Below are 21,142 nucleotides of genomic sequence, written 5' to 3'. Positions count from 1 at the left end.
GGGCCGCAGCGCAGGCAATCCCGGGGCCGCCATGCGCGGCCTTTGTTCATGGCTGCTCGGCGTGTGCCGGCGCGGCCTCGATCGGCGCCAGGAAGTTCAGGCGCGTGAGCGTGTCGCGCGTGATGTCCACGATGGAATCGATGTGGGCGCCATGCGAGGCGGTGAGGTACGAGATGTAGAAGCGCGCCGGCGGAATCGGCGGGTCGGCGGGCAGGGCGCGCAGCACGCCCATCGTGAGCATGTCCTGCAGCAGCGGCACGGGCAGGATGCCGATGGCATGGCCGGCCGCGATCAGGCGCGAGATCAGCGCCAGCGAGTTGGTGGTGCTGGGCCCCGACATGTCGACGCCGCCCGAGGCCAGCCAGTTTTCCACCACCGTGTAGAGCGTGGAGGGCGGCGAGTGCGTGGCGATGTGCTGGCCGCGTGCGTGCTCGGCGCGAAACGGGTCGGCCGTGATGTGCAGCGCGGGCGAGGCGACCCAGTGAAACGTCATCCAGCCGATGAACACGTCGGTGATGTCGTCGCCGGTGGCCGGGTTGGTGAGCAGCGCCATGTCAAGTTCGCCCGCATTGAGCTTGCTGTTGAGCACCGAGCCCACGTCCACCGTCATCTCGAGCGCGAGCGACGGGTAGTGCTCCTTGAGCTGCGCGATCACCGCGGTCAGGCCCACGTTGGCCGAACACTCATCCGCGCCGAGGCGCAGCTTGCCGCCCAGGCTGCGGTCCTTGCCGAAGTGCTCGAGCTGGCGCGTGCTGTGCAGCGCGCTCTCGGCATGGCGCAACGCCGACTGGCCCACGTCGGTGAGGCTCACGCGCTGGCGCGAGCGATCGAACAACTGCACCTCGAGCGCGCCTTCGAGCTCGCGGATGCGGGCCGACACGGCGGGCTGCGTCACGTGCAGGTGGCGCGCGGCGGCATGGATGCTGCCCAGCTTCGCGGTCCAGTAGAAGGCCTCGAGCTGGCTTAGGGTTATCCGCATGATAAGAAGTCTTTTTCAAACAGCGCCGAAACTTTGATTATTGGCCCGGAAAGCCTGCGTGATACCTTTTTTTCCAACGGGTTCCGGCCCTTCTCATTGTAGTGAAGACACACGATGTATCTGATTCATCCCTTGCCCGCTGCGCTGCCGCCCGAGGATCTGGCGCTGTTGCAGAAGGCGGAGCCGGCCACCATCGGCCACTTCCAGACGCATGGTTTCATGCGCAACGACATCCGCGCACACCAGCAGGACGTGCGCATCGCCGGGCCCGCCGTGACCGTGCGCATGCCCGGCAGCGATGGCGGCATTCTGCACCATGCGATGGCCTGCGTGCGGGCCGGTGACGTGCTCGTGATCGACCGCTGCGGGGAAGCGGTGACGGCGGCGTTCGGCGGCGCCATGGCGTATGCCGCGAGGCAGGCCGGCGTGGCCGGCATCATCGTCGATGGCGTGGTGACCGACCTGGGCGAGCTGCGCCAGCATGGCATGCCGGTCTGGTCGCGCGGCCCGTCGGTGATCACCACCCGATTGCTGGGCCACGAGGGCGAGTTCTGCGGCACGATCCATTGCGGTGGCGTGATGGTGCGCGCTGGCGACGCCGTGCTGGCCGACGAGAACGGCGTGCTGGTGCTCGATCCCGGCGCGGTGCGCGCCGCCGCGCAGCAGGCGATCGAGTTCCAGACCCAGGAGCAGACCACGCTGGCACGCTTGCACGCCGGCGAGAAATTCCCCGACATCGTGGGCTCGCGCGCGCTGATCGAACGCGCCATCGCCGCCGCCCAAGGAGCCCGAGCATGAGCATCGACCTGGACATCACCGAACTCGGCGAACGCCTGCGCCGCCGCGAGTTGCGCGCCGAAACGCTGGTCGCCGACTACCTGGCGCGCATCGCCGCGCTCGACACCTGGCTGCACGCCTACGTGGCGGTCTATGCCGAGGAGGCGCTGGACGCCGCGCGCGCGGCCGACCTGCAACTCGACCAGGGCATCTGGCTCGGCCCCTTGCACGGCGTGCCGATCGCCCTGAAAGACCTGATCGACATCGCCGGGCGGCCCACCACGATCGGCTCGCCGATCCACGCCGACACCATCGCCACCCGCACCGCCGAGCTCGTGCAGCAGCTGCAGCAGGTGGGCGCCATCATCCTGGGCAAGACCCACATGGTGCAGTTCGCCATGGGCGCCTGGGGCCCGAACCAGCACATGGGCACGCCGCGCAATCCCTGGGACGACGCCGTGCATCGCATCCCGGGCGGCTCGAGCAGCGGCTCGGCCGTAGCCGTGGCCGGGCGGCTCGCGCCCGCCGCCATCGGCACCGACACTGGCGGCTCGGTGCGCGTGCCGGCAAGCTACTGCGGCATCACCGGCCTCAAGCCCACCGTGGGTCGCATCTCGTCGCAGGGCGTGGTCACGCTGAGCCAGACGCTCGACAGCGTCGGCATCTTCGCCCATAGCGCGGCCGATGCGCGCCTCGTGTTCGACGCGCTGGTGCCCGCCGAGCCCGGCGAGTGGCGCGAGCCGCTCGATGCGTCGCGCTTCGGCATCGCCGGCGCCACGCTGGGCCGCCTGCCGGACGCGTTCCTCGCCGACGTCTCGCCGGCCGTGCGCGCGGCCTACGAGGAATCGGTGGCGCTCTATCGCAGCCTGGGCGCGCAGATCGTCGAGATCACGCCGCCCGCGACGCTCGCGGCGTTCAAGGCGGTGACCGGCGACATCATGATGACCGAGGGCGTGGCTTCGTTCGAGCGCGAAATGACCGACCTCGACCTGCCGGTGGATGATTCGGTGCGCCCGCGCATGCTGGTCGGCCTCGAGGTGCCGGCGGTGCGCTACCTGGCCGCGCTGCGCGAGCGCGACCGCCTCCAGGCCGCGATGGAAGCACGCCTGCAGGGCGTGGCCGGCCTGCTCACGCCGACCACGCTCACCACCGCGCTGCCGCTCACCGAGGTGGACCACGGCAACGCGCCCGTGCACTACACGCGCATCGGCAATCTGCTGCAGATGTGCGGCGTGTCGGTGCCCAACGGCCGCGACGACGCCGGCCTGCCGACCGGGCTGCAAATCCTGTGCCCGGGCGGCGAGGACCGGCTCGCGCTCTATCTCGCGGAGGTGTTCCAGCGCCATACCGACTGGCATCGCGAGCGCGCCGACGTGCGCGCACCGGCGGACTCGGCGTAACCCGGCGCCGCATCCGGGGCACGCGCGCGATGCGCGTGCCGCTACTGACAACAGGGGGGAAACATGAAACGCAGCATTCTGGCGGCGCTGCTGGCGGCCGTCGCGACCTCGTTCGCCACGACCGGCCCGGCCCGCGCCGAGGGCGCGGCCCTGCCCGAGACCCACTTCGCGGTCGTGGGCGGCGGCAGCCACAACTACACCTTCTCGGCCGTCGAGAAGCCGTTCTGGGAAAAGACCCTGCCAACGGCCTCGGGCGGCAAGGTGACCGCGGAGCTGATCGGCCTTTCGGAGAGCGGCCTCAAGGGCCCCGAGATCGTGCGCCTCATGCGCGCCGGCGCGCTCGACGTGGGCATGGGCGTGTTCGCCTTCGTGAGCGGCGACGATCCCACCTTCGAGGGCGTGGACCTGCCGGGCATGGCGCCGGACTTCGCCACCGCGCGCAAGATGGTGGCGGCCTATCGCCCGGTGCTGGCGCAGCGCATGCTCGAGCGCCACGGCGTGCGCCTGCTCGCCACCGTGCCGTACACGGCGCAGGTGTTCTTCTGCCGCGCGCCGGTGAAGTCGCTGACCGACCTGAAGGGCCGCAAGGTGCGCACCCGCGGCAGCAACATGGCCGAGTACGTGCGCGCGCTCGGCGCCTCGCCGGTCACGATTCCGTTTGCCGAGGTCATTCCCGCGCTGCAGACCGGCGTGGTCGACTGCGCGGTGACGGGCATCGGCTCGGGCAACGCCGCCAAGTGGTACGACGTGGCGAAGAACCTCTACCTGCTGCCCATCGACTGGTCGATCGGCTTCTATGCGATCGCCGAGCGCCGCTGGCAGAAGCTCGATCCGGCCGTGCAGCAGTTCATGCTCACCGAGGCCGAGGTGCTCGAAGCGCGCCTGTGGGAAGAGACCGGCCGCGAGGGGGACTACGCGCTGGCCTGCAACACGGGCGTGGGCGAATGCCGCATCCACACTCCCGCCGACATGAAGGCGACCGCGCCGACCGAAGCCGAGCGCGCCACGCTGCGCGAGGTGGCCACCGACATGGCGAGCCGCTGGGCGCGCCGCTGCGGGCAGGACTGCGCGGCCCGCTGGAGCGATTCGGTGGGCAAGGCGCTGGACGTGCAGCTGCGCTGATCCGACACATCAAGGAACTCTCATGACAACAGAAACGCATGGTTCGCTGCGCCTGCTCGAACGCGTGGCCCGCATCGGCGCCTGGATCGGCGGGATCGGGCTGCTGCTCGTCTCGTGGCTCATCGTGATCGACCTGGCCGCGCGCAAGCTGGCCGGCGTGTCGCTCGGCGGCGCCGACGAACTCGCGGGCTACACCCTGGCCGTCGCCAGCGCCTGGGCCTTCCCGATCACGCTGCTGCGGCGCTCGCACATCCGGGTCGACGTGGTCTACACCCACCTGTCGCCCAGGACGCGCGTCGTGCTCGACGTGTTTGCACTCGTCTGCCTGGGCGTCTTCGTCGGCACGCTGACCTGGCATGCCTGGTTCGTGCTGGTCGATTCCATCCACTTCCAGTCGGTGTCGAACACGCCGCTGCAGGTGCCGCAGTGGATCCCGCAATCGCTGTGGTTCGCCGGCTATGCCTTCTTCCTGCTCACCATCGTGGTGCTGGGCGCCTGCGCGCTGGCGCGCGTGATGAAGGGGCGCTGGCAGGCGGTCAACGCGTTGATCGGCATTCATTCGGTGGAGGAGGGGATCGAAGAAGAGACCGCCGATGTCCCCGTGCCCGTGCGGCCGCAACCTCAGGAGTGAGCCATGTTGATGATGACGATTTCCATGCTGCTCGGCCTGCTGGCGCTGAGCGTGACGGCCGCCGCGACGGTGGGCCTGCTGGGCATGAGCCTGGCCGGCGTGTACTCGCCGCTCAAGCTCACCAACGCCATCGGCGAGCTGGCCTGGGGCACCAGCGCAGAGTTCCTGCTGGTGGCGATTCCGCTGTATGTGCTGATGGGCGAGCTGCTGGTGCATTCCGGCGTGGCCGGGCGCATGTATGGCGCCGTATCGAAGTGGGTGTCGTGGCTGCCGGGCGGCCTGATGAACGCCAACATCGGCGCCTCGGCCATGTTCTCCGCGACCAGCGGCTCCAGCGTGGCCACCGCCGCCACGATTGCCACGCTGGCGCTGCCCGAGCAGCGCAAGTCGGGCTACAACGCGCCGCTCTTCCTCGGCTCGATCGCCGCCGGCGGCACGCTGGGCATCCTGATCCCGCCGTCGATCAACATGATCGTCTACGCGCTGATCGCCAACGTGTCGGTGCCCAAGCTCTATCTCGCCGCGACGTTGCCCGGCGTGCTGCTCACCTCGCTGTTCATCGCGCTGATCGTGGGGCTGTGCCTGTGGCGCCCGGGGCTGGCCGGCAAGCGCCCGAGCGTGACATGGGCCGAGCGCATCGCGGCGCTGCCGCACCTGTTGCCGCCGCTGGCCATCTTCGCGCTGGTGATCGGCGTGATCTACGGCGGCATCGCCACGGCCAGCGAGTCGGCCGCGCTCGGCGTGGTCGCGGCCACGCTGCTGTGCGCCTACAAGCGCGTGCTCACCTGGGAGATGCTGGGCCGCGCCTTCGAGGCGACGCTGCGCACCACCGGCATGATCATCCTCATCACGCTGGCGGCGTTCTTCCTGAACTTCGTGCTGTCGTCCATCGGGCTGACCACGATGCTGGTCGACACGGTGTCCGGCCTGGATCTGCCGCCGCTGGGCATGATGCTGGCCATCATCCTGTTCTACATCCTGCTGGGCTGCTTCATGGACACGCTGGCCATGCTGGTCACCACCGCGCCCCTTACCGTGCCGATCGTGGTGGCCCTGGGCTACGACCCGGTGTGGTTCGGCGTGCTGCTGATCGTGCTGTGCGAGATGGGACAGCTGACGCCGCCGTTCGGCATGAACCTCTTCGTGGTGCACAGCGTGCGCGGCGAGGGCAAGTTCATGGACGTGGTGGTGGGCGTGTTGCCGTTCCTGCTCATGCTGCTGCTCATGATCGCACTGCTGCTGGCGGCGCCGCAGCTGGCGCTGTGGCTGCCGGGCCAGATGGCCACGCTCTGAGCCGGCCACGCGTGCCGGGGCCGCTTGCTCCTATATAGAGCGGTGACATCGGCCCCGGCAACGCCGCCTCAGGCGCCAGCCAGCGTGAGCGCGTGATCGCGGATGTCCGCCGGCCATGCGGATGCATGCGCACGCAACGACTCGGCATCCCCGGCGTACAGCGCGCGCGTGGCTTCCTCGAAGCCGGGCAGGTCGCCCGCCATCACCGACATGAAGTGGTAGGCCGCATCGCGGCGCTGGCGCTGTTCGTCCAGCGGCACCTGGCGCTTGCGCGCGTCTTCGACCAGCTTGCGCAGCGCGACGGACGCGCCGCCGGGCTGGGTGGCCAGCCAGTCCCAGTGCCGGGGCAGCAGCGTGATCTCGCGCGCCACCACGCCCAGCTTGGGCCGGCCGCGGCCACGCGGCACATCGCCCAGGACCGCCTCGGCCCCGTCCGCCGGCGCGGCGGTGGGCTCGACGGGCGCCTCGGCGTAGCGGGCGGCAACGTCGGCCGCGCCGCCGCGCAGGTCCAGGTCGGTCTGGCGGCCGGTCGCATCGGAGAACACCAAAACGGTGGCCTGCGTCGCGTCGGTGGCGGCGACGGCCAGGGCTACCTCGGCCAGCGGGCCTTGCGCGAGCCGGCGCGGGCCGACGAAGGCGGTATATCGGAGCGGGGCAGGGGTGGAAGCGGTTTGCATAATTGAGTCCGGGTAAAAATCGACAACTCAATTTATACCCGGATTGAATTCTTGTGTCAATATCACCCGGGTAATTTTTTTCGCCGCGCCGGCCGCCGACTCGCATAAGCTTATTGGGGGCGGGTCGATGCCCTCCGCCCGGGGCATCCGGCGCGTGTTTTTCGCCCTCAAACCTCGCAAAACTAAGGGTCAACACCTAGTAAAAACACACGCACGGCGTATAATCTTGCTTTGCGCCCGGAGTTTCCCATGCGTCTCGTTAAAAAAGCACTCACCTTCGACGACGTGTTGTTGGTGCCTGCGTTCTCCAACGTGTTGCCGCGCGACACGTCGCTTTCCACCCGCCTCACCCGCAATATCACCCTGAACATCCCGCTCGTGTCCGCCGCCATGGACACCGTGACGGAGTCGCGCCTGGCCATCGCCATGGCCCAGGAAGGGGGTATCGGCATCATCCACAAGAATCTGTCCGCTGACGAACAGGCCCGCGAAGTGGCCCGCGTCAAGCGTCATGAATTCGGTATCGTGATCGACCCGGTCACCGTCACGCCCGACATGAAGGTGCGCGACGCGATCGCCCTGCAACGCCAGCACGGCATCTCGGGCCTGCCCGTGGTCGAAGGCGGCAAGCTGGTCGGCATCGTCACCAACCGCGACCTGCGCTTCGAAGACCGTCTCGACGTGCCGCTGCGCAACGTCATGACGCCGAAGGAACGCCTGATCACGATGCATGAAGGCGCCACGCTAGACGAAGCGCAGGCCCTGATGCACAAGCACCGCCTGGAGCGCGTGCTGATCATCAACGATGGCTTCGAGCTGCGTGGCCTGGCCACCGTCAAGGACATCGTCAAAAACACTGAACACCCGTTCGCCTGCAAGGATGCCTTCGGCCAGCTGCGCGTTGGCGCGGCGGTCGGCGTGGGCGCCGGCACCGAAGAGCGTGTCGAGAAGCTGGTGGCTGCCGGCGTCGACGTCATCATCGTCGACACCGCCCACGGCCACTCGGCCGGCGTGATCGAGCGCGTGCGCTGGGTCAAGCAAAACTATCCCAAGGTCGAAGTGATCGGCGGCAACATCGCCACCGCTGCGGCCGCCCGCGCGCTGGTCGAAGCCGGCGCCGACGGCGTCAAGGTCGGTATCGGCCCCGGCTCGATCTGCACCACGCGTATCGTGGCCGGTGTGGGCGTGCCCCAGATCACCGCGATCTCCGACGTGGCCGAGGCCCTCGAAGGCACCGGCGTCCCGCTGATCGCCGACGGCGGCATCCGCTATTCGGGCGACGTCGCCAAGGCCCTGTCGGCCGGCGCCTTCGCCTGCATGATGGGCGGCATGTTCGCCGGCACCGAAGAGGCGCCGGGCGAGGTCGTGCTGTTCCAGGGTCGTTCGTACAAGTCGTATCGCGGCATGGGCAGCCTGGGCGCGATGGCCGATGGTTCGGCCGACCGCTACTTCCAGGATCCGGCCAACAACGCCGACAAGCTGGTGCCCGAAGGCATCGAAGGCCGCGTGCCCTACAAGGGCAGCGTCCTCGCCATCATCTATCAGCTGGTGGGCGGCATCCGCGCCTCGATGGGCTACTGCGGTTGCGCCACGATCGACGACATGCGCACCAAGACCGAATTCGTCGAGATCACCTCGGCGGGCGTTCGCGAGTCCCACGTGCATGACGTGCAGATCACCAAGGAGGCGCCGAACTACCGCGCCGACTGATCCCGGGATCACGTCAAACCAGCAATGCATCGCGCACCGGCAGAATCCGTGAGGTTCTGGCCGGTGCGCTTTTATTTCCAACCGGCAGAGTCACCATGCACCAGCGCATCCTCATCCTCGACTACGGTTCGCAAGTCACCCAACTGATCGCCCGCCGCGTTCGCGAAGCCGGCGTCTACTCCGAAATCCACGCGGGTGACGTCGACGACGCCTTCATCCGCGAGCAAGCCGCACAGGGCCTGAAGGGCATCATCCTGTCGGGCAGCCACGCTTCGGCCTACGAAGAGGGCTCGATGCGCGTGCCGCACGCCGTGTTCGAACTCGGTCTGCCGGTGCTGGGCATCTGCTACGGCATGCAGGCCATGGCCCAGCAGCTGGGCGGCGTGGTCAGCTTCTCCGACCACCGCGAGTTCGGCTATGCCGAGGTGCGCGCCCACGGCCACACCAAGCTGCTCAACGGCCTGTCGGACTTCACCACCGAAGACAACCACGGCATGTTGAAGGTCTGGATGAGCCACGGCGACAAGGTCACCGAGCTGCCCCCGGGCTTCGTGCTGATGGCCTCGACCCCGTCGTGCCCCATCGCCGGCATGGCCGACGAGGCGCGCGGCTTCTACGCCGTGCAGTTCCACCCCGAAGTCACGCACACCGTGCAGGGCAAGGCCATGCTGTCGCGCTTCGTGCGCGAGATCTGCGGCTGCGAGGGCGACTGGAACATGCCCGACTACATCTCCGAAGCCGTCGCGCGCATCCGCGAGCAGGTGGGCGACGACGAAGTCATCCTGGGCCTGTCGGGCGGCGTGGACTCGTCGGTTGCGGCCGCACTGATCCACCGCGCCATCGGCGACAAGCTCACCTGCGTGTTCGTCGACCACGGCCTGCTGCGCCTGAACGAAGGCGTCCAGGTGATGGAGACCTTCGCCGAGAACATGGGCGTGAAGATCATCCACATCGACGCCACCGACCAGTTCATGGGCAAGCTCGCGGGTCAAGCCGACCCCGAAGTCAAGCGCAAGATCATCGGCCGCGAATTCGTGGAAGTGTTCCAGACCGAGGCCGGCAAGCTGCAGGGCGCCAAGTGGCTGGCCCAGGGCACGATCTACCCCGACGTGATCGAGTCGGCCGGCGCCAAGACCGGCAAGGCCACCTCGATCAAGTCGCACCACAACGTGGGCGGCCTGCCCGACACGCTGAACCTGAAGCTGCTCGAGCCGCTGCGCGAACTGTTCAAGGACGAAGTCCGCGAACTCGGCGTCGCCCTCGGCCTGCCGCCGGCGATGGTCTACCGCCACCCGTTCCCCGGCCCCGGCCTGGGCGTGCGCATCCTCGGCGAAGTGAAGCACGAATACGCCGAATTGCTGCGCCGCGCCGACGCGATCTTCATCGAAGAGCTGCGCAACACCAAGGACGCCGCCAGCGGCCTGAGCTGGTACGAGCTCACCTCCCAAGCCTTCGCCGTCTTCCTGCCGGTCAAGTCCGTGGGCGTGATGGGCGACGGCCGCACCTACGAATACGTCGTGGCGCTGCGCGCCGTCCAGACCTTCGACTTCATGACGGCCGACTGGGCCCCGCTGCCGCACCCCCTGCTGGCCCGCGTCTCGTCGCGCATCATCAACGAAGTGCGCGGCATCAACCGCGTGGTCTACGACGTCTCGAGCAAGCCGCCGGCGACGATTGAGTGGGAGTGACGAGTGGGGGCGCCGTCCGGCGCCCCTTCTTCGGCGCACGCTGGTCATTCTTGCCGCCAGCCTGTCGGTTGCCGCAGTCGGCAGGCTGATGTGTCGTAACACCTCCCGCTGAGCGCGGCCCACCTGCAGACCGAGCTTCAATTCGCGGGTGGTGTTGCACGCTGCAAATGACTCGCTCACTTCTGGCCGACCTATAGCAAGCCACCACGGGCTTTGCTTATGTTCTGTCGCTGGAGCGCAGATACAGAACTATGTCTTCAGCATAGTGCGGTGAAAGCAGTTTGTTCGTTGATCGGGTAGTCTTCGGCACGGGAAAGGCGCCGCAGGAGAGCATAGGTGCACGCCTCTCCATTAATGTGCCGGCCGAAATCCGCAATGAGCGGTCATGCATCGTTCTAGAGAATGGCCAGCAGTTCCGCGACGATCGTGAAATCGTCGTCTGCTGTTTCCCGTCGGATCACGATCGGCTCATAACCCGCTTGCAATGAGTCCGGACGTAAAGTGACCTGCTCATGCTGCCAGCTCCCGTCGGGTGCGGTCGTCTTCTCGCTGGAGTACGTCTTTACGGTGTATTTTCCGCCGGTTTCAGGATCATCGAAGCTGCGGTGCTGGGCAATCACGACTTTGCCTTGGCGCGTACCGCCAGGATTTGCGCGGAACAAACACCATGATCCATTCGGGATACGTCGGCTCATGGATTCACCAACCACTTGAGCCACGAACAGACCGGGCTGGGGCGTTACCCATGCCGGGGCTTCAATCCATTCAATTGCGGTGGCGTCCAGCATTTGGAGGTCCGAGAATGCGCCGGCTGCCATTTTGATGTCGATAAGTGGGAGGGACGATCTGCTGTTCTGACGTGCAGGTTCCGTGACCCGCATCAAAGGTAAAACGTTGGTTTGATCATCATGCTTCGCTGTCGTCGTTGATTCTTTCGACGAGCCAAGCCTGCTACGCAGATATTCGGCTAGCGACTTATCGGTGCAATATACGTAGCAACCTTTCATGCCCCGAGTCATCAGCGTGCGGTAGGTGTTCTTGACGATGAGGTCTGCCAGTTCCCGAGCGCGCATGGGGTCGTCTCGCATCATCTTTTTGAGTCCGCGGACTGACTGATCGGAAGAGGCTCGTTGGGTAGCGTTGGTGACGACCTGACCATCACGGTAGACCAGATCGTCTCCGATAATTACGCCAACATAGTCCAGTTCCAGGCCCTGGCAGGTATGAATGCAGCCCACCTCCTGGACCGATCCAGGCTTGACGATCCACAGGCTCCCGTCTGTGCTGAGATTCCAACGCTTCTCATACCCGAATTGGGGAATTTGAATGTCCCAAGCTTCGGGGTCTTTGCTGCTAGGCCAGGGCCAGCAATAGCCGGCGACGACGCGCGATCGATTGTTTGCCCGATTCTTTGCGATGATGAGGTCGTGCATTTCGACTGGATTATCGAATATCCGGAAGTCGTATTCGGCAGGATCAAGCAATTGATTGGCCGTCGGCCGAATTTCGAGCGTGTTCTCCAGCCAGGCGAGATATCCTTCAGAACCGTTGCACCGGAACTGTGATGTCAGCTCCAGTTCGGTCACTGCGGCCCCCAATGCTCTGGCATGCCGCCGCAGTTCTTCGGTGTGGCCAATATCGAAGACCGTCACTCGTTGATCGTCGTCAGTGAAGAAGACGGTACACCGCGAAGACCGAATGATCTCCATGACCTGGTTCTCGCCTTTATTGCGAAAAAGGCCGCTCTTTTCATTGAGTCGATGCGCCTCATCTACCAACAGGATGTCATAGGTATCCGCCTCGTCCTCGGTGAAGGAACCCGATCCGCTAAAGAGATTGCCCAGTCGGGTCTTCGTGAAAGTGCCTGTCAGCTTGGCTTGGAAGACATCTCGAGGGGCGCGGTTCTTTGTCACGTATCTAGCATTGCGTTGTCGACCTATAAGTGCAGCAAGCAGGTTTATGGCTAGCACCGACTTGCCGGTGCCTGGCCCGCCCTGAACAATGACGACTTGTTTGGTATCGCGCGACTGCGCTTCGATCTGCAGAATAGATTCGTAGACTACCTTCTGCTGATCAATCAGCACAAATTCGCTCTTGCCCTGCATCAGGCTGGCCACGTAATCCATCAGGCTTTTGGATGGCTGGATGCGGCCGCGCTCGATAGCGTAGAGAGACCTCAAGCGATCGCCGCGTCGCACATGGTTGCTGATGAAGCGGCTGAGCTTGACCTTCTCGCTTTTGAGAAATAGTGGGGCGCGCTGGATGTGCGGATCGTAATGCGGGTGGTCGATCTGCCCGTCCCGGGGATGGTTGTGCAGGAAAGCGCAAGGTTGAAGGCGAATGCCGTGTTCATGTACGGCAGCATTGAGATCCTCGAGCCGAGCTGCGTATGACCAAGCCTGATACGAGGGATGAGGGCCTTCGATCTCGGCAATACGGCCACCGCGTCGAGCCCAGATGACCCCGTCCTTGCTGCTATATCGAGAGCTCGACCACTGCTTCAACTCGACGATAACGATCTTGGGGGATCCCGTTTCGTCTTCTCCCGTGATCATGAAGTCGATGCGCTGTGAACTGCGAGGTAGCTGATACTCGATGGCGACGCCGGCGTCGTCTGGGATTTCCTCGTCCTGCAGTACTTTGGCCATTTCAAGCAGTGAGTTTTTCCAAGATCGCATTTCGCTTTCGCTGCCGCCGGCGACGCCAGCATGTCGCACATGGCGGAGCATGATGTCTTCGATGTCCTCACGGAGCGCATGATGAAGGAACTCTGTCTTGCTAGCCTGGTAAACGATCACCGCTGCACCTGTCCTAATAAACTCAAAGCTGATCGTATTTTTTGCTGCTGCCTTTAGCGAGGTCGACCGGGTATTTCTGCGAGTTGACCTGGATCTTGGCCTGGGCGGCTTTCACAGGGTCGATCCCAAGCACATTGCTCAGCTGGATGAGGTAGAGGAGCACATCCGCTATTTCACTGCCAACAGCCTCGAGCTTTTGAGGAGAGAGACCCCGGCTTTGCTCGTCCGTCATCCATTGGAAGTGCTCAAGTAGTTCACCCGCTTCTACGATAAGCGCAGAAGCCAAGTTCTTGGGGGAGTGAAATTGCTCCCAATCGCGTTCCTTTGCAAATTCGCATTGTTGGCGGCTGAGGGACTTGAGTGTGTCGGTCATGGATCGATTCTCGAAGGAATGCGCTAGCGGATAGTTGGAGCTGCGGGAGCTGCGTGTGCGGCAAGCATAGTTGGTTTTCAGCTGTTCGAAAAATATCTGATGTTTAGATGTTCTTCTTTTGACTGATGCTCGGATGCTCGCTATGTCGCAGGCATCACGTCCGCTGGGCGCCGCTACGTAACTTGGCTCTATATTTGGTCTTCCCGCAAGAACCGGTGGCGGACCTAATCACTCCGCCGTATGTCTCGGCCTGAGCCATTCTCGTATTTCCATTTGGAATTGAAGGCCGAAGAACTGAGCGTAGAACAACTGCTGGGTGGTGTCGCAGCGCTGGGTCTGGCCGATGGGCAGACTCGCGATGTGGTTGCCTCAGGAGGAGTGCTGCAAGGTTAGCGCTGTGCACCCTTAAGCAAGCGCGAGAACGGGGGAAGCCCAGTTATCAAACCTTGTCCGGCACGCGGTGGCAATCGGTAAACGCAGCGCCCGACACGAAGAGGTTGATGGCGGCGCACGTGCTGTGCTGGTTGCTGCAAACTCTCGACGACCAAGCCAAGAACTTGAGTATCCAGATTCTGCCACCCGGCCGCTTCCACTTAGCCCTGATTTATGACGCGATGTCAGCCTAACAGATGATGGGTGCTAGTCCTGCCCGTGGTCGCCTTATGAAGTCGAGCGGGCGGTGACTGTGATCTGCGACAATCAGTGCTACGAGCTGCTCAGGCATCCAGCGCAGAGAAGGTAGTTGCACCGCGCGGAAAGTTGGCTGTGCTTTGATCGCCGAGCCATAATAAAAGGAATTCTGGCTCATGCACTGGGGCTTTACGTCAGGCCTCGAGAACAACGAGCTCCAGCGGAACGGCCCCGCCGCGAAGAGCTTCGCTGCGGGGCCGTTCGCGCCTGAGGAGCCAAGGTCTCCTCAAAGACTGATGCCGATCACTGCTTGGCGTGCTTGGCGAGCCATTTGTTCATCATGGCGATCTCGCTCTCTTGCGCCTTGATCACTCCTTCGGCGAGTTTGCGGACCTCGGGATCTTTGCCGTACTTGAGCACAACTTTCGCCATGTCCACCGCCCCTTGATGATGGGGCACCATGCCGCGCATGAAGTCGATATCGGGGTCACCCGTGTATTCGACCATCATGCCTTTCATCATCGTCTGCATTCCGGCCGTGTAGGCCTTGGTCGAAGGGCTTTCCGACTGCGCGGTGGCGACCACACTGCTGAGCGCCAATACGGCTGCGGCAGAGATTCGTACGAACGTTTTCATGATTCTTCCTTCTTCGAGAAACTCAGTTCATTGTTGCGGGATAGCCTGTCTGGGCCAGACAAGGAGATCGACGCGCATGTCGGCCCTGTCTTGGCAAGGGCCCTGCGCGAAGCGGGGTCAATGCTGAACCTGGCGCCGGAGGCGATCGAGTGGATCGCCGCCAGGACGACGTTGGCGTCGCCGCTGCAGGCCATTCCGTTGATCTTCAGGTCGATTGAGCACCTCCTTGTGGTCATGTCACGGTCTTCAAGATCGACCTTCCGGCCCTGGGAAGGTCAAGTGAAGTAAGGGGGAAGTTGCGTCAATCGTCTTAAGCGTTCGATCCAGTTCAAGAAACCCGATTTATAGGACTGAGTTCGCTTGCCTCGCAGAACGCACGCTGGGCCAGGCGGTACTGAACCCGCGATGCACGTCGGCCCGGGAAGGGGCTCATCCCCGACACCCCGACAAAAACTGCCGCAGGCGTTCGCTCTTCGGGTCCACCAGCACCTGCCGCGGATCGCCTTGTTCTTCTATCCGGCCTTTGTGCAGGAAGATGACGTGGGTGGAGACGTCGCGGGCGAAGTCCATTTCGTGGGTGACGACGATCATGGTGCGGCCTTCTTCGGCGAGTTTGCGCATGACCTTGAGGACTTCGCCGACCAGTTCGGGGTCCAGGGCGGAGGTGGGCTCGTCGAAGAGCATGACCTCGGGTTCCATTGCCAGTGCGCGGGCGATGGCGACGCGTTGTTGCTGGCCGCCGGACAGGTGGGCGGGGTACATGTCTTCGACGCGGGCGGGCAGGCCGACCTTTTCGAGGTAGCTGCGGGCGCGCGTGCGGGCCTCGCTCTTGTGCAGCTTCAGGACGCTGACGGGGGCTTCGATGAGGTTTTCCATCACGGTCATGTGCGACCACAGGTTGAAGTGCTGGAACACCATGGCGAGCCGGGAGCGGATGCGCTGGAGCTGTTTCGGGTCGGTGGGGCACAGGTCGCCGTTGCGATCGGGGGCGGTGCGCACGAGCTCGTCGCCCAGCGTGATCCGGCCGGCGCTCGGCCGCTCGAGGAAGTTGATGCAGCGCAGGAAGGTGCTTTTGCCGGAGCCGCTGGAGCCGATGATGCTGATGACGTCGCCGGCGCGGGCTTGCAGCGAGACGCCGCGCAGCACCTCGTTGTCGCCGAAAGTCTTGTGGATGTCTTCTACGGTGAGTTTGTACAGGATCGTCTCCTTCCGGATCCGGACGCGCGGGGCGGATCAGTGCGCGCGCGGCGCGAGATGGGCGAGCCAGCGCGCTTCGAGCCGCCGGAAGCTCCAGATCAGCGTGAAGGCGATGGCGGCGTAGAGCAGGGCCGCGATGCCGTAGGCCTGGAACGAGGCGTAGGTGGCCGCGTTGACGTCGCGCGTGACCTTCATGATGTCGGGCACGGTGGCCGTGAAGGCCAGCGTGGTGGCGTGCAGCATCAGGATCACCTCGTTGCTGTAGGCGGGCAGCGAGCGGCGCAGCGCGGAGGGCAGGATGATGCGCGCATACAGCGTGTAGCGCGACATGCCGTAGGCCTGGGCGGCCTCGATCTCCCCCGCGGGCGTGGCCTTGATTGCGCCCGCAAATATCTCGGTGGCATAGGCGCACTCGTTGAGCACGAAGGCGAGCAGCGTGCAGTTCATGGCGTCGCGGAAGAAGCGGTCGAGCCAGACGTGATCGTGTACCGCCTGCAGGCTGTAGATGCCGGTGTAGAACAGCAGCAGTTGCACATACAACGGGGTGCCGCGGAATACGTAGGTGTAGAGCGAGACGGGCGCCGACAGCCAGCGCCGGCGCGACGCGCGGGCGACGGCCAGCGGCACGGCCAGCACGAAGCCCAGGCCGAGCGACACGGCCAGCAGCCACAGCGTGATGACGAGGCCGCTCGAGCCGTAGCCGTCGCTGTAGAGGAACGCGCGCCAGTACGTGCCGATGAGTTCGATCACGATGCGAGCGTCCGCACGCCGGCCGAGTAGCGCTTTTCGAGGCGCTGCAGCAGCACTTGGGAGAGGGTGGTGATGGCGAGGTAGATGGCCGCCGCCACGAGCGTGAAGAAGAAGTAGTCGAGCGAGCTGCGGCCCGCGTCCTGCGAGGCCTTCACGACGTCGGACAGGCCGATGATGGACACCAGCGCGGTGGCCTTGACGAGCACCTGCCAGTTGTTGCCGATGCCCGGAAGGGCGAAGCGCATCATCTGCGGGAAGAGGATGCGGTGGAACACGCGCCATGCGCTCATGCCGAAGGCCTGGCCCGCCTGCAGCTGCCCGCGCGGCACGGCGAGGAATGCGCCGCGGAAGGTCTCGGTGAAGTAGGCGCCGTAGATGAAGCCGAGCGTGACGACACCGGCGGAGAAGGGGTCGATCTCGATCTGGTCGACGCCCAGCAGCTCGGTGGCGTCGTTCAGCACCATCTGCATGCCGTAGAACAGCAGCAGCATCAGCACCAGGTCTGGCACCGCGCGGATCAGGGTGGTGTAGCAGGCGCCGAGCCCGGCCAGCGCGCGGTTGTGCGAGAGCTTTGCCGCCGCGCCGGCCAGGCCCAGCACCAGCGCGGCCGCCAGGGAGAGCATGGCGAGCGCCAGGGTCTGGAGTGTGCCGGCCCACAGCAGCGGGCCATAGCCATGGAAAAGCATCGGTGCGGAACCCGGTTGACGGCGGAGGCGGGCGGGGGCAGCAGCGGCGGGGCTCACCCGCCGTAGATGTCGAAGTCGAAGTAGTGCCGTTCGATCTTCTGGTAGGTGCCGTCTTTCAGGATGTCGGCAATCGCCTGGTCGATCTTCGCCTTGAGGTCGGCGTCTTCTTTGCGCAGCCCGATGGCGGCGCCCTCTCCGAGCGTTTCCGCATCCTTGATGTCGCCGCCGGCGAATGCATAGTCGGCCCCGCGCGGCGTGTTCAGGAAGCCCATCTCCGCCTGCAGCCGATCTTGCAGGGCGGCATCGAGGCGGCCCGAGATCAGGTCCGCGTAGACGAGATCCTGGTTTTGATAGGGCACCACCTTCACCCCCTTGGGCGCCCAATGCTTCTTGGCGTAGGCTTCCTGGGTCGTGCCCTGCTCGACGCCGACCGTCTTGCCCTTGAGGGTATCGACGGCGGGCGTGAGCGCCGCGCCTTTCCTGGTGACGAGGCGGGTTGGCGTGTTGTACAGCTTGGCCGAGAAGGCGATCTGCCGGGCGCGTTGCTCGGTGATGGTCATCGACGACAGCACGCCGTCGAAGCGCTTGGCTTTGAGCGCCGGGATCAGGCCGTCGAAGTCGCTTTCGACCCAGACGCACTTGGCCTTGAGGCGGGCGCAGATCTCGTTGCCGAGATCGATGTCGAAGCCGACCAGCTTGCCATCCGGGCCCTTCGACTCGAAGGGCGGATAGCTCGAATCGACGCCGAAGCGCACGGTGGTCCAGTCTTTTGCGTAGGAAGTTGCCGCCACGCAGGCGAGGGCGATACACAGCGCGATCTTTTTCATGATGGGTCAGTCCAGAAGGGGTGTCGGGCGCCACGGGTCGGGAAGCGGCGGAGCGCGCGGACGGGAGCGCAGGGGGCACGGCAGAGCGGCTCCGGGCGATGCGGGTTTATATCTGAGTGCACGCCCGCCACGGCGGCGGCGGGCCGTTATTACGACCAGAGGCCGAGTCGAGGACGACATCCGGGACCGACGCTTGCTATGGCTTGCCGACGCTCGCGATTGGGTGCGCGGGCAACGATCGCTCTTGCGGCGGCGCGGGTGACGGCCGGCGCGGGGCGCGTTAGGATGGGTTTTCAGCGAAAGGGAGGCATCATGGATTGTTCGGTCGAAGGAAAAGTGGCGTTTGCCGATGGCAACTCGTATCACTTCGCCACGGTGGACGCGGCGTTGGCGTTTGCGGCGTGTGTGAAGTCCAGCGGCAATCCGGCGCAGTGCGCGGCCACGCATGGCAGCACCAGCCGGGTCAAGCTCGAGGACGTGCAGGCCCAGGAGGAAGCGGAGCGGCGCGAGGACGACGGCCCCGCGCCTTGAGTGTTTGAGAGCGCCGAGCGCATCGCGCTCGCGCGCCCTCGAGCGAGGCCGCGATCCAGGCGGTGTGCGGCGGATCGCGAGCCAGGGCGGCGCGGGCTGATCTGGCGCGCGACACTGCCCGCATGGGCCGCGCGCCGCGCCTGGCTTTCAGCCCTGCACCGTGCCCAGACGCTGGCCCGCGCGGGAACGCGGGTGTCTCGTGTCTAACAGGCCGAGCACCACCTGCAGGGCCATGGCCAGCGCGCCAATGATGAACACCACGTCACCGATGGTGCGGACCCACCGCAGCGTCTGGAGCAGCGGCTGCTGCATGAAGGCTTCGCTGCGCGCGTACCAGAGGCCTTCGCTCACGCTCGCGTGGAACTGGATGATGCCGACCGGCAGCAGGCTGGTGAAGATCATCAGCACCAGGCCGATATTCAGGCTCCAGAAGGCGGTCTTCATCAGCGAGGGGTTGAACGCGTAATCTGGGCGCAGGTAGCGCAGCACCAGCAGCGTGAAGCCCAGCGCCAGGAATCCGTAGACGCCGAAAAGCGCGGCGTGGGCGTGCACCGGCGTGGTGTTGAGCCCCTGGACGTAGTACAGCGACATCGGCGGATTGATCATGAAGCCGAAGACGCCTGCGCCGAGCATGTTCCAGAACGCCACGGCGACAAAGCACATGAGCGGCCACTTCAGGTTTTCCATCCAGGGCGCGCGCAGTTTCAGGCGCCAGTTTTCCCAGGCTTCGTGGCCCAGCACGATCAGGGGCACCACCTCCAGCGCACTGAAGCTCGCGCCGACCGCCATCACCGGCGTGGTGGTGCCGGCGAAGTACAGGTGATGGAAGGTGCCGGGTATGCCGCCCAGCATGAAGAGCGAGGCCGAGGCCAGGCTCGCCGCGGCCGCCATGCGCACCGACACCAGGCCGAGGGTGGAGAAGATGAAGGCCAGGGCAGTGGTCGCGAAGACCTCGAAGAAGCCTTCCACCCACAGGTGCACGACCCACCAGCGCCAGTATTCCATCACCGACAGGTGGGTGCGCTCGCCGTAGAACAGCCCGGCGCCGTAGAACAGGCCGATGGCGCCGACCGAGGCGGTCAGCAGCGCGAGCAGGTTGCGGTCTTCGCCCTTGCGCATGAGCGCCGGCACGACGCCGCGCAGCATCAGCACGAGCCACAGCAGGATGCCGACGTACTTGCCGATCTGCCAGAGCCTGCCGAGGTCGACGTATTCGTAGCCCTGGTGGCCGAGCCAGAAGTTCAGGTTCGGCGGCATGATTTGCGCAATCGCCAGGTAATTGCCGATGAAGGACCCGACCACCACCACGATCAGGGCCCAGAACAGCACGTCCACGCCCAGCTTCTGGAAGCGCGGGTCCTTGCCGCCGTTGATCAGCGGCGCGAGAAACAGGCCGGCCGCGAGAAAGCCGGTGGCGATCCAGAACAGCGCGGCCTGGATGTGCCAGGTGCGGGCGAGCGAGTACGGCAGCCAGCGCGACACCTCGATGCCGTAGAAGGTGCCTTCGACCGTGTAGTGTGCCGTGAAGCCGCCCAGGAAAACCTGGAACACGAACAGCGCGACGACCAGGAACAGGTACTTCGCCAGGCCGCGCTGCGAGGGGGTAAGCGCGAACGTGGTCAGCGGATCGCTGGCGGCGGCCGGGGGCAGGGGCTCGTCGTGGTTGCGCAGGAAGGCCCAGCCCCATACCAGAAAGCCCACGCCGGCCAGCAGCACGACGATGCTGGCGATGGACCAGACGATGTTCTCGCTGCTCGGCGCGTTGCCGATCAGGGGCTCGTGCGGCCAGTTGTTGGTGTAGGTGACGTGCTGTCCGGGGCGCTCGGTGGCGGCGGCCCAGGCGGTCCAGAAGAAGAACTGCGTCAACTGCCGGCGGCGTTCGGCGCTGGGCAGCGTGTTTTCCTTCATGGCGAAGTGCTCGCGGCTTTGCCGCAGGGCAGGCGCGTCGGAAAACAGCTGGTCGTAGTACTCGGCGGTCTGCGCGATGGCTTGCGCACGACGCTCGGAGAGCCTCAGCACCTGCGCGTCGTCGACGCCGTTGCCGCGGTATTCGGCGGTCAGTTGCGCGCGCAACGCCGCCTGCGCAGGGCCGTCGAGCGCTGCGTAGGGGCTGCCGTGCGCGGCCTGGGCGGCCAGATCGAGCCAGGCGCTGAGCTCGCGGTGCAGCCAGTCGGCGGTCCAGTCGGGCGCCTGATAGGCGCCGTGGCCCCAGATCGAACCGAGCTGCATGCCGCCGATGGACTGCCACGCGGTCTGGCCGTCGAGAATGCCCTCGCGATCGAACAGCACCCTGCCGTCGTGCGCGACGACCTGGGCGGGAATCGGCGGCGCCTGCCGATAGACCTCGCTGCCGTAATAGCCCAGCAGCGAGAACGTGACGATCAGCACGCCGATCAGCGTGAACCAGAGTCTCTTGTAGGGGCCCATGGTGTTCTCC

The 21,142-nt window shown here is 65.3% G+C and carries 18 protein-coding genes; 8 read left to right on the top strand and 10 right to left on the bottom strand.

All coding sequences use genetic code 11. The features are described 5' to 3' along the window. Positions 1–46 precede the first annotated feature (46 nt). Positions 47–979 (bottom strand): LysR family transcriptional regulator, encoded by a 933-nt coding sequence (locus CEG14_RS13415; protein WP_094826840.1) that lies wholly within the window; start codon positions 977–979, stop codon positions 47–49. Between the two features lie 114 nt (positions 980–1,093). Between CEG14_RS13415 and CEG14_RS13410 the strand changes: the two genes are divergently transcribed. From CEG14_RS13410 to CEG14_RS13390, 5 genes are all read left to right on the top strand, one after another. After that, complete coding sequence (locus CEG14_RS13410) at positions 1,094–1,777, top strand: RraA family protein (protein WP_094826839.1); 684 nt, start codon at positions 1,094–1,096, stop codon at positions 1,775–1,777. Then, positions 1,774–3,156, top strand: coding sequence for an amidase (locus CEG14_RS13405; RefSeq protein ID WP_094826838.1), 1,383 nt, complete (start codon positions 1,774–1,776; stop codon positions 3,154–3,156). Before CEG14_RS13410 ends, CEG14_RS13405 begins: the two co-directional genes overlap by 4 nt. A 63-nt stretch (positions 3,157–3,219) precedes the next feature. After that, entirely contained in the window at positions 3,220–4,278 is a 1,059-nt protein-coding gene (locus CEG14_RS13400; protein ID WP_094826837.1) for a TRAP transporter substrate-binding protein, read from the top strand. A 22-nt stretch (positions 4,279–4,300) separates the two neighbouring features. Beyond that, positions 4,301–4,909, top strand: a complete 609-nt coding sequence (locus CEG14_RS13395; RefSeq protein WP_094826836.1) for a TRAP transporter small permease subunit — start codon at positions 4,301–4,303, stop codon at positions 4,907–4,909. Positions 4,910–4,912: 3 nt separating this feature from the next. Then, on the top strand, positions 4,913–6,202 hold the full coding sequence (locus CEG14_RS13390; protein ID WP_094826835.1) for a TRAP transporter large permease: 1,290 nt from the start codon (positions 4,913–4,915) through the stop codon (positions 6,200–6,202). Between the two features lie 68 nt (positions 6,203–6,270). On the opposite strand, the gene CEG14_RS13385 is transcribed toward CEG14_RS13390, so the two are convergent. Further along, entirely contained in the window at positions 6,271–6,879 is a 609-nt protein-coding gene (locus CEG14_RS13385) for a DUF2239 family protein (RefSeq protein ID WP_094826834.1), read from the bottom strand. A gap of 249 nt (positions 6,880–7,128) precedes the next feature. Between CEG14_RS13385 and guaB the strand changes: the two genes are divergently transcribed. Both guaB and guaA read left to right on the top strand, forming a co-directional pair. Next, positions 7,129–8,589 carry an IMP dehydrogenase gene (gene guaB / locus CEG14_RS13380; protein ID WP_094826833.1) on the top strand — a complete coding sequence of 487 codons (1,461 nt, stop codon included), beginning with the start codon at positions 7,129–7,131 and terminating at the stop codon, positions 8,587–8,589. 95 nt (positions 8,590–8,684) lie between these two features. Continuing rightward, positions 8,685–10,277, top strand: a complete 1,593-nt coding sequence (guaA, locus tag CEG14_RS13375) for a glutamine-hydrolyzing GMP synthase (protein ID WP_094826832.1) — start codon at positions 8,685–8,687, stop codon at positions 10,275–10,277. 395 nt (positions 10,278–10,672) lie between these two features. Here the strand turns inward: guaA and CEG14_RS13370 are convergent, their stop codons facing one another. From CEG14_RS13370 to CEG14_RS13335, 7 genes are all read right to left on the bottom strand, one after another. Continuing rightward, a complete protein-coding gene (locus tag CEG14_RS13370) occupies positions 10,673–13,075 on the bottom strand; it encodes a DNA/RNA helicase domain-containing protein (protein ID WP_094826831.1) in 2,403 nt (800 codons plus the stop codon). A gap of 22 nt (positions 13,076–13,097) precedes the next feature. Next, entirely contained in the window at positions 13,098–13,448 is a 351-nt protein-coding gene (locus CEG14_RS13365; RefSeq protein ID WP_094826830.1) for a nucleotide pyrophosphohydrolase, read from the bottom strand. Between the two features lie 933 nt (positions 13,449–14,381). After that, the gene (gene copM / locus CEG14_RS13360) at positions 14,382–14,714 is read right to left on the bottom strand and encodes a CopM family metallochaperone (protein ID WP_094826829.1); all 333 of its coding nucleotides are present in this window, start codon (positions 14,712–14,714) and stop codon (positions 14,382–14,384) included. Between the two features lie 429 nt (positions 14,715–15,143). Next, on the bottom strand, positions 15,144–15,911 hold the full coding sequence (locus CEG14_RS13350) for an ABC transporter ATP-binding protein (RefSeq protein WP_094826827.1): 768 nt from the start codon (positions 15,909–15,911) through the stop codon (positions 15,144–15,146). Positions 15,912–15,947: 36 nt separating this feature from the next. Continuing rightward, positions 15,948–16,661 (bottom strand): ABC transporter permease, encoded by a 714-nt coding sequence (locus CEG14_RS13345; protein ID WP_094826826.1) that lies wholly within the window; start codon positions 16,659–16,661, stop codon positions 15,948–15,950. Then, positions 16,658–17,347 carry an ABC transporter permease gene (locus CEG14_RS13340; RefSeq protein ID WP_094826825.1) on the bottom strand — a complete coding sequence of 230 codons (690 nt, stop codon included), beginning with the start codon at positions 17,345–17,347 and terminating at the stop codon, positions 16,658–16,660. The genes CEG14_RS13345 and CEG14_RS13340 overlap by 4 nt, the downstream gene beginning before the upstream one ends. Positions 17,348–17,400: 53 nt before the next feature. Further along, positions 17,401–18,174 carry an ABC transporter substrate-binding protein gene (locus tag CEG14_RS13335; RefSeq protein WP_094826824.1) on the bottom strand — a complete coding sequence of 258 codons (774 nt, stop codon included), beginning with the start codon at positions 18,172–18,174 and terminating at the stop codon, positions 17,401–17,403. Positions 18,175–18,486: 312 nt separating this feature from the next. Here CEG14_RS13335 and CEG14_RS13330 point away from each other — a divergent pair, with 312 nt between their 5' ends. Further along, positions 18,487–18,705, top strand: coding sequence for a hypothetical protein (locus CEG14_RS13330; protein ID WP_094826823.1), 219 nt, complete (start codon positions 18,487–18,489; stop codon positions 18,703–18,705). A gap of 147 nt (positions 18,706–18,852) precedes the next feature. Here the strand turns inward: CEG14_RS13330 and CEG14_RS13325 are convergent, their stop codons facing one another. Then, positions 18,853–21,132: a nitric-oxide reductase large subunit gene (locus CEG14_RS13325; RefSeq protein ID WP_094826822.1), complete on the bottom strand. Its 2,280-nt coding sequence runs from the start codon at positions 21,130–21,132 to the stop codon at positions 18,853–18,855. Positions 21,133–21,142: the final 10 nt, after the last annotated feature.

Source organism: Bordetella genomosp. 1, assembly GCF_002261335.1.
Taxonomy (GTDB): Bacteria; Pseudomonadota; Gammaproteobacteria; order Burkholderiales; family Burkholderiaceae_B; genus Bordetella.
Note: the sequence above shows the minus strand (reverse complement) of the source record. Positions and strands in the feature narration are given on the sequence as shown.